This window comes from Nocardioides sp. (assembly GCA_037045645.1).
In the GTDB taxonomy this organism is placed as follows: Bacteria; Actinomycetota; Actinomycetes; order Propionibacteriales; family Nocardioidaceae; genus Nocardioides.
The window spans coordinates 1,419,128-1,432,339 of sequence record JBAOIH010000001.1 but is presented as its reverse complement, the minus strand read 5'-3'; the positions used below and the strand labels follow the sequence as shown (position 1 = coordinate 1,432,339).

The window sequence follows — 13,212 nt, the reverse complement described above, 5'->3', positions numbered from 1 at the left end:
CCTCTCTGGACTATCGAGAAACTTGGGAGAAAGTAGGAAAGCCGGCTCAGCCGTGCGCGTACGTCAACCCGAGCGCGATGATCGAGGCGAACCAGATTAGGCCGACGCCGACGGTGAAACGATCGAGGTTGCGTTCGGCCACGGACGAGCCGCCGAGAGAACTGGAGACCCCGCCGCCGAACATGTCGGACATTCCGCCGCCGCGGCCCTTGTGCAGCAGCACGAGAACGATCATCAGCAAGCTGGTGAGGATCAGCAGGATGGTAAAGGCAAGAATCACGGGAGGAGCCTACGTCAGGACCCTGCGGTTCAGAGAACGGGCAGGTCGTAGAAGCGACAGATTCCGCCGAACTCGTCGACCTGCAGCGACGCTCCCCCAACGAGCGCGCCGTCCACGTCGGGCTGCGCCATGATCGCCGCGACGTTGGCGGCCTTGACCGAGCCGCCGTACAGCACGCGTACGGAGTCCGCCGCCTCGTCGCCGTGCACCTCACGCACACGCTCACGAATGGCCGCGCAGACCTCCTGCGCGTCGTCGGGAGTGGCAACCTCGCCGGTGCCGATCGCCCAGACCGGCTCGTACGCGATCACCAGCGACGCCACGTCCTTGGCCGAGAAGCCCGCGAGCGAGCCGTCGACCTGAGCCAACGTGTAGGCCACCTGCTCGCCAGCCTTGCGGACGTCGAGACCTTCACCGACACACACGATCGGGATCATCTTGGCGTCGTACGCCTTGTGCGCCTTGGCGCTGACCAAGGCGTCGGATTCGTTGTGGTACTCGCGGCGCTCGGAGTGACCGACGACGACGTACGAGCACCCCAGCTTGGCCAGCATCGAGGCCGAGACCTCACCGGTGTAGGCGCCACTGTCGTGCTCCGACACGTCCTGCGCGCCGTACCCGATCTGCAGGTTGTCGCCATCGACGAGCGTCTGCACCGAGCGCAGGTCGACGTACGGCGGGATCACCACGACCTCGGCCTTGGCGTAGTCGTGGCGCTTGTCGGAAAGCGTCCACGCCAACTTCTGGACCAGTGCCACCGCTTCCTGGTGGTTCAGGTTCATCTTCCAGTTGCCGGCCATCAGCGGCGTGCGAGCCATGTCAGTTCCCTTCGATCACGGCGATGCCGGGCAGTTCCTTGCCCTCGAGGTACTCCAGGGACGCGCCGCCGCCCGTGGAGATGTGGCCGAACGCGGCCTCGTCGAATCCGAGAGTGCGTACGGCCGCCGCCGAGTCGCCGCCACCGACGACGGTGAGACCAGGGGCCTCGGTGAGGGCCTGCGCCACGGCTCGGGTGCCCCCGGCGAAGGCATCGGTCTCGAAGACGCCCATCGGCCCGTTCCAGAACACCGTCTGAGCGTCCGCCAGCGCCGCCGCGAAGGCAGCCGCCGACTCCGGTCCGATGTCGAGACCCAGCGCGTCGGCCGGGATGGCGTCCGCCGCCACGACTTGGGGCTGCGGCTCACGCTCTCCCGACGGGAACGCGGTGTCGACCACGATGTCGGTCGGCAACAACAACTCGACGCCGCGCTCGGCGGCTTCGTCCAGATAACGCCGGCACACCTCGACCTGGTCCTCTTCGAGCAGGCTCTTGCCCACCTCGAAGCCCTTGGCCTTCAAGAAGGTGAACACCATGCCGCCGCCGATGAGCAGTTTGTCGGCCTTCTCCAGCAGGTTGTCGATCACGCCGAGCTTGTCGGAGACCTTCGAGCCACCCAGCACCACGACGTACGGGCGGGCCGGGTCCACTGTGAGGCGACGCAACACATCGACCTCCTTGGCGACCAGACCGCCCATGGCGGACGGGAGGATCTGCGCGACGTCGTACACGCTGGCCTGCTTGCGGTGGACTACTCCGAACCCGTCGGAGACGAACGCATCCGCGAGGGCGGCGAGTTCAGCGGCGAAGGCAGCCCGCACGGCGTCGTCCTTGCTGGTCTCGCCCGCGTTGAAGCGCACGTTCTCCAGCACGGCGACGTCGCCGTCGGACAGACCCGCGACGGTCGCGCGGGCCGAGTCGCCCACCGTGTCGGTCGCGAACGAGACGTCGCGACCGAGCAGCTCGCCGAGCCGAGCCGCCACGGGCGCAAGGGAGTACTTCGGGTCGGGTTCGCCCGTCGGGCGACCCAGGTGCGCCGTGACGACGACCCGGGCCCCCGCGTCGGAGAGCGCCTTGATGGTCGGCACGCTCGCGCGAATCCGACCGTCATCGGTGATGGTGGTGCCGTCCAGCGGGACGTTCAGGTCCGAACGGACCAGCACGCGCTTGCCGCGTACGTCACCCAACGACTCGATTCCGGACATGCTGGCGCTCTCCTTGCTTCGAACGAAACCTGGGTCAGACGACTCAGAGCGACTTGCCGACGAGCTCGGTCAGGTCGATGAGGCGGTTGGAGTAGCCCCACTCGTTGTCGTACCAGCCGACGACCTTGACCTGGTTGCCGATCACCTTGGTCAGACCGGAGTCGAAGATGCACGACGACGGGTCGGTGACGATGTCAGCCGACACGATCGGGTCCTCGGTGTACTTCAGGAAGCCCTTCAGCGCACCCTCGGCGGCAGACTTGACGATCGCGTTGACCTCTTCGACGGTGGTCTCGCGCCCGGCCTCGAAGGTCAGGTCGGTAGCCGAACCGGTCGGGGTCGGAACGCGCAGGGCGTACCCGTCGAGCTTGCCCTTGAGCTCGGGCATGACCAGGCCGATGGCCTTCGCCGCCCCGGTGGAGGTCGGGATGATCGACAGCGCTGCGGCGCGGGCGCGACGCATGTCCTTGTGCGGACCGTCGAGCAGGTTCTGGTCCTGGGTGTACGCGTGCACGGTGGTCATCAGGCCCTTGACGATGCCGAGTTCATCGGACAGGGGCTTGGCCATCGGAGCGAGACAGTTGGTGGTGCACGACGCATTGGAGATCACGTGGTGCTTGGCCGGGTCGTAGTCGGCGTGGTTGACGCCCATCACGAAGGTCGCGTCCTCGTTGCTGGCGGGCGCGGAGATGATGACCTTCTTGGCGCCGCCGTCGATGTGGGCGTGCGCCTTGGTGGCGTCGGTGAAGATGCCGGTCGACTCGATCACGATGTCGGCACCGGCGTCGCCCCACGCGATGTCGGCGGGGTTGCGCTCGGCGAAGACCTTGATGGTCTTGTCACCGACGGTGATGGACTCGTCGGTCGCGCTGACGTCGTCCTTGAGGACGCCGAGCACGGAGTCGTACTTCAGCAGGTGGGCGATGGACTTGTTGTCCATCAGGTCGTTCGCGGCGACGATCTCGATGTCGGCGCCGGAAGCCTGGACAGCGCGGAAGAAGTTGCGGCCGATGCGGCCGAAGCCGTTGATGCCTACACGAACGGTCACGGGTGGTGCTCCTGTTTGCTCGGTGGATTCGTAGCGATCTGTGAGCTACAAGACCGACCCTACTCACTACTGAGTAGTAGACAGAAACGGGCCTGCCCAGCGTTCACCTTGTCGTCATTCAGGCGTCGTCTGCGAACATTTCCGGCGTCAGGGAGGCCTCGGTGTTGGGGATCCCCAACTCCTCCGCGCGCTTGTCTGCCATCCCGAGAAGTCGCCGGATCCGGCCGGCGATCGCGTCCTTCGTCAGCGGCGGCTGGTGCAGTTGGCCAAGCTCCTCCAGCGACGCGTTGGCGTGCTCCAGACGAAGGTCACCTGCAAGTCGGAGGTGGTCGGGAACCTCGTCGCCCAGGATCTCCATCGCCCGCTGTACGCGAGCCCCGGCCGCGACGGCCGCCTGGGCCGAACGACGCAGGTTTGCGTCGTCGAAGTTCGCCAACCGGTTGGCAGTGGCCCGCACCTCGCGGCGCATCCGCCGCTCCTCCCACACCAGCAGCGCCTCGTGGGCGCCCAGACGGGTCAGCAGCGCGCCGATCGCGTCGCCATCGCGTACGACGACCCGGTCCACCCCGCGTACCTCACGCGGCTTGGCCTGCACACCGAGCCGGCGAATGATGCCGACGAGAGCAAGCGCGGCCTCGGGGCCTGGGCAGGTGATCTCGAGACTCGACGAACGCCCCGGTTCCGTGAGCGAGCCATGGGCCAGGAACGCCCCTCGCAGGGCCGCGACGGCATCGCAGTTTCCCCCGTTGACGACCGCAGGGGGCAGCCCTCGTACGGGACGTCCGCGGGTGTCGAGCAGGCCTGTCTGGCGCGCCAGTGCTTCGCCGTCCTTGACCACCCGCACGATGAAGCGGGTGCCCTTGCGCAGTCCCCCGCCCTGCACCACGACCATGGTCGAGGAGTGACCGAAGATCTCCTGTAGGTCGGTACGCAGCCGTCGGGCAGCGGCGCCGGTGTCGAGTTCGGCCTCGACCACGATCTGGCCCGAGACGATGTGCAGACCACCCGCGAACCGCAACATGGTGGCGACTTCTGCCTTGCGGCAGCAGGGTTTCGTGACCTCGATGGCCGCCAGTTCTGCCTTCACCTGAGCCGTCATCGCCATGCCGGGAATCCTGCCATGCACGTCAACGACCCGTGTGGCAGCCCGGTGCCGGATCAGGCCCAGAGATCGCCGAAACTCCGCGCGAGTTTGCTCGTGTCGTGGCGAGGCTCGCCGGGCACCTCGAGGTCGGCCAACACCAGGCAGGCCCCCATCCGCGCCGCTTCTCGCGCAAGCTCGTCGGGCTCGGCCACCGACGCGATGTTGGCCAGCACGGTGTGGACCTGAAGACCGGGCGCATGCTCGCGCAAGGCGGACAGATAGTCGACCGGCCCGAACCCGCTCGTCTCGCCCGCCTGCTCGGCCAGGTTGAGCAGGACGACCAACTTGGCCTGCGTACGTTCTAGCGCCTCGCGCAACTGCGGCACCATCAGGTGCGGGATCACCGAGGTGAACCACGAACCAGGCCCGAGGAAGACCCACTGCGCGTCGAGCACGGCCTGAACGGCTTCAGGACACGCAGCAGGATCTGCGGGCTCAAGGCTCACCGATTCGATCAGTCCGTCGGTGCCGGCCACCGCGACCTGGCCGCGTACATCGACGACCTGGTCGGGGGCAGCAGGATCCGCCCCGCGTACGCGCGCTCGGATGTCCATCGGCGTGATCGCCATCGGCAAGACGCGCCCCTGACTGCCCAACAGCCTGCCGACCCAGTCAAGCGCACGGACGTGGTCGCCCATCAGCTCCCACAGGCTCACGATCAGCAGGTTGCCCAGTGCATGACCGCGCAGGTCCCCGTCGCCGGCAAAGCGGTGCTGGATCACCTCGGCCCAGGTCTGCCCCCACTCGTCATCTGCGCAGAGCGCGGCCAGCGCCATCCGCAGGTCGCCCGGGGGCAGCACCCCGAACTCTCCGCGGAGTCGACCGGACGAGCCGCCGTTGTCTGCGACCGTCACGATGGCGGTGACCTCGTCGACAGCGCCGACGTCGCGTAGGGCTCGCAGAGCGGTGAGCGTCGCCGCCAGGCCGTGGCCACCCCCTAGGGCGACCGCTCGGCGATCCACCTCACTCCCGTCCGAGGTCGCGGTGCGCGGCCCGGGTGTCGTACCCGCGGTCCTTGAGCCGCGCCACGATGGCCTCGGTCATGGCCACGCTGCGGTGCTTGCCGCCGGTGCACCCGATCGCGACCTGCATGAATCGTTTGCCTTCGCGCAAGAAGCCGTCGGCGACCGTCTCCAGCACGGGCAGGTAGCCCTCGAGGAATTCGGCGGCACCTGGCTGGCTCATCACATAGTCCGCGACGGGGGCGTCCTTGCCGCTCTGCGGGCGCAGATCCGGAACCCAGAACGGGTTGGGCAGGAACCGCATGTCGGCGACGTAGTCCGCATCGACCGGAATGCCGTACTTGAAGCCGAAGCTGATCACGCTGACCTTGAGGCTGACCGACTTCGGCGACCCGAAGGCCTCGGCGATCCGTTTGCTCAACTGATGCACGTTGAGGTTGGTCGTGTCGATCACCAGGTCGGCGTTGCCGCGCAGTCCCTCCAACACCTTGCGCTCACGCAACAGGCCGTCGAGCAGACGCCCACTGCCTTGCAACGGATGCGGGCGACGGGCGGCATCTTGACGACGGACGAGCACGTCGTCGGACGCCTCGAGGAAGAGCAGGGAGGTACGACGGCCCATCTGGCCCTGATCGATGATGGCCTGGAGTCGGTCGAAGAAGTTGCCGGAGCGTACGTCCACCACCACGCCGATGGGCTGTTCGACGCCGCGGCTCTCGTCGACCAGACGCACCACGTCACGCACCAAGGACGGCGGGATGTTGTCGACCACGAAGTAGCCCAGATCCTCCAATTCCTTGGCCGCGGTGCTGCGTCCGGCGCCGGTCATGCCCGTCACGACGACGAGTTCGCCTCCGGTCGCCCCAGGGTTGCGTTGACTCACGGCTCAGCCTTCCTCGATCTCACCCGTAGCGGTGTTGACGCTCATCTTGCCAATGTCTGCTCGCGCGTCGACGGCATGCTTGATGGCAGCGGCCGTACGCAGTCCGATCCCGGGCACCTGTGCGATCTCCTCGACGGTCGCGACGCGCAACTTCTTCAGCGAGCCGAAGTGCTTGAGCAGCGTCTTGCGTCGGATCTCGCCAAGGCCGGACACCTCATCGAGCATGCTCTCGACCATCGACTTGGAGCGCCGATTGCGGTGGTGGGTGATGGCGAACCGGTGCGCCTCGTCACGGATCCGCTGGAGCAGGTAGAGGCCTTCGCTGGTGCGCGGCAAGATGACGGGATCTTCGTCGTCGGGCAACCAGACCTCCTCCAGCCGCTTGGCCAGGCCACACACCGGGATCTGGGTCAGGCCCAGCCCCGCCAGGGCGTCGCTGGCTGCCGCCACCTGGGGCGGGCCACCGTCGACGACTACCAAGGCCGGGACGTACGCGAACTTGCGCGGTCGACCGGTCTCGGGGTCAACCAGCATCGGGCCTTCCTCGGTGGTGACCGTGCGCGAGTCGGACTCGTCGAGAAGGCGGCGGAATCGGCGCGTGATCACCTCGTGCATCGAGGCGACGTCGTTCTGCCCGTCGACACCTCTGATCACGAAGCGGCGGTATTCGCTCTTGCGTGCCAAGCCGTCCTCGAACACGACCATCGACGCCACGACCTCGGTGCCTTGCAGGTTGGAGACGTCGTAGCACTCGATGCGCAGCGGCGCCTCCGGCAACTCCAGTGCCTGCGCGATCTCCTCCAGCGCCCGGTTGCGCGTCGTCAGGTCCGAGGCCCGTTTGGTCTTGTGCATGGCCAGCGCCTGCGCCGCGTTGCGCGCCACGGTCTCCTGCAACGACAGCTTGTCCCCGCGCCGGGGCACCCGGATCTGCACCTTGGAGCCGCGCAGATCACTGAGCAACTGCTCGAACGTTGCATGGTCGGGCGGCAGTGCCGGCACGAGCACCTCGCGCGGGATCGCGTCGGGCTCGGCGCTGTAGAGCTGGAGCAGGAAGTTGTCGACCAGCCCGCCGGTGTCGGAATCGTCCGCCCGATCCGCGACCCACCCGCGCTGGCCGCGGATCCGGCCACCACGGACGTGGAAGATCTGCACCGCGACTTCGAGGGGATCCTCGGCGAGGGCGATCACGTCGGCGTCGGTGCCGTCGGCGAGTACGACGGCCTGCTTCTCCAGCGCTTTGTTGAGCGCCCCCAGGTCATCGCGCAGCCGCGCGGCCTTCTCGAAGTCCAGCGCCTCCGACGCGGCGTACATCTCCTGCTCCAACCGCCTGGTGAACGCTCCGGTCCGGCCGGCGACGAAGTCGCAGAAGTCCTCGACGATCTCGCGGTGGTCGTCCGCGCTGATCTCCCCCACGCAGGGTGCCGAGCACTTGTCGATGTAGCCCAACAGGCACGGCCGCCCCATCTGGCCGTGGCGCTTGAAGACCCCGTTGCTGCACGAGCGCATCGGGAAGACGCGCAACAGCAGGTCGACGGTCTCCCGGATCGCCCAGGCGTGGCTATAGGGGCCGAAGTAGCGGGTGCCACGCTTCTTGGCACCGCGCCCGACCATCACCCGCGGAAACTCCTCGCCCACCGTCACCGCGAGCCACGGATAGGACTTGTCGTCGCGGTATTTGACGTTGAAGCGCGGGTCGAACTCCTTGATCCAGGAGTATTCGAGTTGCAGCGCCTCGACCTCGGTCTTCACGACCGTCCACTCGACCGAGGCGCCCGTAGCGACCATCGTCGCGGTGCGTGGGTGCAGGTGGGCGACGTCTTGGAAGTACGACGACAGCCGGGCGCGCAGGTTCTTGGCCTTGCCGACGTAGATCACCCGCCCGTGCCGGTCGCGGAACCGGTAGACCCCGGGCTGAGTGGGGATCTCCCCCGGCTCGGGGCGATAGCTGACGGGCACTCGACCAGCCTACGGGCGCGGACCGCACCACCTCACAGCGATTCTCCGCCTTCGCCGGAAAGAAGAGGCGAGAGCGGCGTGCGCCGCCAGTGCGTTCGTCCTTCCAGCCTCATCAGCAGGACGAGCGGGGCTGCGAGTGCTGGGAATTCCAGTCGGAAGCCACACTCATCAGGGGCACCCTTGAACAGGTTTCCGACCTCGGGTCGACTCTGTGAAACGCACGAGAGCGGCGCCAGCGCGACGCCCTGTCCAGTCTCGATCGGTCCAGCCTCGATCGCGAACTCGATGCCACCTTGGCGATCGTCCCGAAACGCCCAGCCGGTGACTTCGAGACGATCTCCCACGATGGCTGCGCTATCCACCCAACTGTTGAGTGCGACATCCCAGCCAGGAAACGCACGATCGAGTCCCTCGTCGCAGATTCCGTGCAACGCTTCGACGTGAGCGCGAAGGAAGTCGGGCTCGGTGCGCAATCGATGCATGGCGGCTTCGTATCGCCTCGTGCTTTGCAACTCGGCCGCGGTCGTCAGTTCGTTCACGTCAGCATTCCGGCGAAACTCGTCCAGCCTCTCGCGATAGCGCGCCGAATCCCTAGCGTCGACTTCCCACGTCAACCGAGGCTGCACGCTCGGTGAAAACCCGCCCCTGGTGTTCTTGAAGGAGATGTCACGTCCGGTTTGCCGCAGCCCCTTGGCCAGACCGGAGACATACTCTTCTTGCGAGCGATGGGCGGCATGCAGCACGAAGGCCTCGGGCACGGCTGCACTGTTGCTCGCCAGCCAGGCACTCGACACGACGCTCCAGCCGAGTTGCCGCGCTCCATCCTCCCGAGGGAAGCGCTCGCGGATCAGTCGGCGCCCGCCACGCGCGCGGGCGGTGTGCACGGAGATCGCGCCTAGTCGGTCGTCAAGGCTCATCACAGACTTGACGTGCGAATCAAGCTGAAATGCCCCGGCGTCGAGGACCGCGTGCCGAAACGGCTCGCGATTTCGATCCGGAACATCCATCAGCCATGGAAAAGACACGACGCTCGGACGCCGCCCGCTTCGTCCGAGGAAGTCTTGGATCGGCGTACGAAAATCGCGCGCAAGCCACCACTCATCCAGATCGAGAAATGCCGCATGGCTGAATCCGTCGTGACGAGCCCGACGTGCCATGCGCTCGTACGCCTCGTGCTGGAACACCCTGCCTTCGCTGACGCACTGGGCGAGCAGCTCGTCGACGACCTCGTATCGCACTTCCGGATGGTGTCGCTGAGTGCGCGTCAGGATCTCGATCGAGGTGTCAGATGTCCCGTTGACCCAGATTTCTATGGAGTCAAAGCCGAAATAGAGATGGTGGAAGATCCAGTCGGCAAGATATGCGCCCTCGTCCCGCGCGATGGCACACAGCCGCACGCGCGATGTCGCCATCTCGGGGCGCGCAGAAGCCCCAGCCTTGGTCTCGCGTGTCATCTCGCCTACAACTCCAGTTGTACGAAGCGTACGCGCGAGACTGTCACATCAGCCCAGGACGATCGAGTCTCCGTCGACGGTGATGGACTTCTCCTCCAACGCCATGCGGGCCAGGCCGCTCACCGGCGCCCCGTCCGCCAGCGCGAACGTGCTGTTGTGGCACTTGCAGTTGATCGTCTCGGTGACGCTGGAGACCAGACAGCCTTGATGAGTGCAGATCGCGGAGAAGCACTTGAACTCCCCCGCCGTCGGCTGGGTGACCACGACCTCCTGGTCCTGGAAGATCACGCCACCTCCCTCGGGAATGTCGGCCGTCTTGGTGAGTGCCTCTCCGGCTGGAGCCTGCGACTCACCGGCATCGGCCGAAGACGCCGGCGTGGTCTCCGGAGAGGTCGGGTCGCTCGCGGTATCGGTCTCCTCGCTGCCACACGCGGTCAGCGCGCCGCCCGAGAGACCGGCCACCGCGAGACCGGTCAGTGCCGTACGACGACCGAGGTGCGGGGCGGTTTCACTCATGGGTTCTCCTTCGTGGCGGGCGATCGCGGCGAGGCTAGCGAACGAACCTGGCGTTTTGCTTAAAGCACACCTTTGAGGAACGCACCCGTATGGCTGCCCTTGACGTTGGCCACCTGCTCCGGCGTGCCCTCGGCCACCACGGTGCCACCTCGCGAGCCACCCTCCGGACCCATGTCGATGATCCAGTCGGCGGTCTTGATCACATCGAGGTTGTGCTCGATCACCAGCACCGTGTTGCCCTTGTCGACCAGGCCGCTGAGCACATGCAGCAGTTTGCGGATGTCTTCGAAGTGCAGGCCGGTCGTCGGCTCGTCGAGCACGTAGACAGTGCGGCCGGTGCTGCGTTTTTGCAGCTCGCTGGACAGTTTGACGCGCTGGGCTTCACCGCCCGACAGAGTCGTGGCCGGCTGACCCAGGCGTACGTATCCCAACCCGACCTCGCACAGAGTCTTCATGTGTCGTGCGATCGCAGGGACGGCTGCGAAGAATTCGGCGGCCTCCTCGATCGGCATGTCGAGCACCTCGGCGATGGTCTTGCCCTTGTAGTGCACCTCGAGCGTCTCGCGGTTGTAGCGCGCGCCGTGGCAGACCTCGCACGGGACGTAGACGTCGGGCAGGAAGTTCATCTCAATCTTGATCGTGCCGTCACCCGCGCACGCCTCGCAGCGTCCACCCTTGACGTTGAACGAGAAACGCCCTTGAAGGTAGCCACGCATCTTCGCCTCGGGGGTCGCGGCGAAGAGTTTGCGGACGTGGTCGAACACACCGGTGTAAGTAGCCGGGTTGGATCTCGGGGTGCGGCCGATCGGGCTCTGGTCGACATGGATCACCTTGTCGACATTCTCCAGCCCGGTGATCTTCTGGTGCCGGCCCGGGATGGCACGAGCGTTGTAGATCTGGCGCGCGAGGCTGGTGTAGAGGATGTCGTTGACCAGCGTGCTCTTGCCCGACCCGCTGACGCCGGTGACGGCGGTGAAGGTGCCGAGCGGGAACTTCACGGTGACGTTCTTGAGGTTGTTCTCCCTGGCGCCGTGGACGACGAGGTCGCGGCCCTTGGTGCGCGGACGGCGTACGTCGGGAACGCTGATCTGACGGCGACCGGACAGGTATTGCCCGGTCATCGAGTCAGGATGCGTGAGCAGGTCCTCGACACTGCCGGAGTGCACCACCTGGCCGCCGTGCTCACCGGCGCCCGGGCCGATATCGACGATGTGGTCGGCCACCTTGATGGTGTCCTCATCGTGCTCTACCACGATCAGGGTGTTGCCGAGGTCCTTGAGCCGGATCAACGTCTCGATCAGCCGCTGGTTGTCGCGCTGGTGCAAGCCGATGCTGGGCTCGTCGAGGACATAGAGCACGCCGACCAGACCCGCACCGATCTGGGTGGCGAGCCGGATCCGCTGCGCCTCACCGCCTGAGAGCGACCCGCTGGGCCGATCCAGACTCAGATAGTCGAGCCCCACGTCGAGCAGGAAGTTGAGCCGCTCCTGGATCTCCTTGAGCACGCGTTCGCCGATCTGGCGTTCACGGGTGGAGAGGTCGAGCGTACGCAGGAAGTCGGCCGTCTCGTTGATGGGCAGCGCGCAGACCTCGGCGATGTTCTTGTCGCCGTCCTTGCCGGGCAGGGTGACCGCCCGCGAGACCTGCTTGAGGCGGCTGCCGGCGCAGGCCGGACAGGGCACCTCGCGCATGAAGCCCTCGAAGCGTTCGCGGCTGGTGTCGGACTCGGCCTCACGGTGGCGGCGCTCGACGTAGGACTGCACGCCCTCGTAGTCGGCGTAATAGGCGCGCTGGCGCCCATATCGGTTGGTCGTGACGACGTGCACCTTGGTGGGGTGGCCGAAGAGGATCGCCTTCTGCGCCTTGGCCGGGATCTTCTCCCACGGGGTGTTGAGGTCGAAGCCGACCTCTTCGCCGAGCGCGTTGAGGAGCTTGAGGAAGTAGTCGGCGACGTGCGCGCTCGACCAGGGCGAGATCGCGCCCTCGCCGATGCTCGCGGTCGGGTCGGGGATGACGAGTTCGGGGTCGACCTCCATCCGGGTGCCGAGGCCGTGACAGGCCGGGCACGCGCCGAAGGGGCTGTTGAACGAGAAACTGCGCGGCTCGAGGTCGTCGGTCTCGATGGCATGGTCGTTGGGACAGGCCATCTTCTCGGAGAACTTGAGTTCTCTGTCGGGATGCTTCGCGTCGCGGTCGACGAAGTCGAAGACGACCAGGCCCTGCGCGAGTTGCAGCGCGGTCTCGACGGAGTCGGTCAGGCGGCGCTTGCTGCTCGCCTTGACCGCGAGCCGGTCGATCACGACCTCGATGGTGTGCTTCTTCTGCTTGTCGAGTTTGGGCGGCTCACTGAGTTGGATCGTCTCGCCGTTGACGCGCGCGCGGGAGTAGCCCTGGGTCTGGAGTTGCTTGAAGAGTTCGACGTACTCCCCCTTGCGACCACGGATGACAGGTGCGAGCACCTGGAACCGCGCACCTTCTTCGAGAGCCAGGACACGATCGACGATCTGCTGTGGGGTCTGGCGTTCGATCGGGGCACCGCAGGTCGGGCAGTGCGGGCGACCGGCGCGCGCATAGAGCAGGCGCAGGTAGTCGTACACCTCGGTGATCGTGCCGACTGTCGAGCGAGGGTTCTTGCTCGTGGACTTCTGATCGATCGAGACCGCGGGCGACAGCCCCTCGATGAAATCGACGTCGGGCTTATCCATCTGGCCGAGGAACTGGCGGGCGTACGCGCTGAGCGACTCGACATAACGCCGCTGCCCCTCGGCGAAGATCGTGTCGAAGGCGAGGCTGGACTTGCCGGAGCCGGACAGGCCGGTGAAGACGATGAGGGCATCGCGGGGCAGGTCGAGCGAGACATCCTTGAGGTTGTGCTCCCGGGCTCCGCGGATGATGAGCTGGTTGCTCACGGGTGAGTCCTTCGTAAGTTGTCGTGGCGTACGCACGC

11 protein-coding genes are annotated in these 13,212 nt (G+C 66.4%); all 11 read right to left on the bottom strand.

The window, feature by feature from the left end; translation table 11 throughout:
- Positions 1-46 precede the first annotated feature (46 nt).
- The gene (gene secG / locus V9G04_07055) at positions 47-280 is read right to left on the bottom strand and encodes a preprotein translocase subunit SecG (GenBank protein ID MEI2713048.1); all 234 of its coding nucleotides are present in this window, start codon (positions 278-280) and stop codon (positions 47-49) included.
- 29 nt (positions 281-309) lie between these two features.
- Positions 310-1,098 carry a triose-phosphate isomerase gene (gene tpiA, locus V9G04_07050; protein ID MEI2713047.1) on the bottom strand — a complete coding sequence of 263 codons (789 nt, stop codon included), beginning with the start codon at positions 1,096-1,098 and terminating at the stop codon, positions 310-312.
- A gap of 1 nt (position 1,099) precedes the next feature.
- Complete coding sequence (locus V9G04_07045) at positions 1,100-2,302, bottom strand: phosphoglycerate kinase (protein MEI2713046.1); 1,203 nt, start codon at positions 2,300-2,302, stop codon at positions 1,100-1,102.
- A gap of 43 nt (positions 2,303-2,345) precedes the next feature.
- A complete protein-coding gene (gene gap / locus V9G04_07040) occupies positions 2,346-3,350 on the bottom strand; it encodes a type I glyceraldehyde-3-phosphate dehydrogenase (protein MEI2713045.1) in 1,005 nt (334 codons plus the stop codon).
- Between the two features lie 118 nt (positions 3,351-3,468).
- A complete protein-coding gene (gene whiA, locus V9G04_07035) occupies positions 3,469-4,455 on the bottom strand; it encodes a DNA-binding protein WhiA (GenBank protein ID MEI2713044.1) in 987 nt (328 codons plus the stop codon).
- Between the two features lie 53 nt (positions 4,456-4,508).
- Positions 4,509-5,456: a uridine diphosphate-N-acetylglucosamine-binding protein YvcK gene (gene yvcK, locus V9G04_07030; GenBank protein ID MEI2713043.1), complete on the bottom strand. Its 948-nt coding sequence runs from the start codon at positions 5,454-5,456 to the stop codon at positions 4,509-4,511.
- A gap of 1 nt (position 5,457) precedes the next feature.
- Entirely contained in the window at positions 5,458-6,339 is an 882-nt protein-coding gene (gene rapZ, locus V9G04_07025) for an RNase adapter RapZ (protein ID MEI2713042.1), read from the bottom strand.
- Positions 6,340-6,342: 3 nt separating this feature from the next.
- Positions 6,343-8,295, bottom strand: coding sequence for an excinuclease ABC subunit UvrC (gene uvrC, locus V9G04_07020; protein MEI2713041.1), 1,953 nt, complete (start codon positions 8,293-8,295; stop codon positions 6,343-6,345).
- 32 nt (positions 8,296-8,327) lie between these two features.
- Positions 8,328-9,749 (bottom strand): glycosyltransferase family 2 protein, encoded by a 1,422-nt coding sequence (locus tag V9G04_07015; protein MEI2713040.1) that lies wholly within the window; start codon positions 9,747-9,749, stop codon positions 8,328-8,330.
- A gap of 48 nt (positions 9,750-9,797) precedes the next feature.
- Complete coding sequence (locus V9G04_07010; GenBank protein MEI2713039.1) at positions 9,798-10,265, bottom strand: Rieske (2Fe-2S) protein; 468 nt, start codon at positions 10,263-10,265, stop codon at positions 9,798-9,800.
- 59 nt (positions 10,266-10,324) lie between these two features.
- Positions 10,325-13,174 (bottom strand): excinuclease ABC subunit UvrA, encoded by a 2,850-nt coding sequence (gene uvrA, locus V9G04_07005; GenBank protein ID MEI2713038.1) that lies wholly within the window; start codon positions 13,172-13,174, stop codon positions 10,325-10,327.
- Positions 13,175-13,212: the final 38 nt, after the last annotated feature.

Bases quoted from the DNA above. Each gene is read 5' to 3' on its own strand.
- V9G04_07045 (MEI2713046.1), bottom strand. From the start codon at position 2,302: ATGTCCGGAATCGAGTCGTTGGGTGACGTACGCGGCAAGCGCGTGCTG.
- V9G04_07015 (MEI2713040.1), bottom strand. From the start codon at position 9,749: ATGACACGCGAGACCAAGGCTGGGGCTTCTGCGCGCCCCGAGATGGCG.
- tpiA (MEI2713047.1), bottom strand. From the start codon at position 1,098: ATGGCTCGCACGCCGCTGATGGCCGGCAACTGGAAGATGAACCTGAAC.
- whiA (MEI2713044.1), bottom strand. From the start codon at position 4,455: ATGGCGATGACGGCTCAGGTGAAGGCAGAACTGGCGGCCATCGAGGTC.
- V9G04_07010 (MEI2713039.1), bottom strand. From the start codon at position 10,265: ATGAGTGAAACCGCCCCGCACCTCGGTCGTCGTACGGCACTGACCGGT.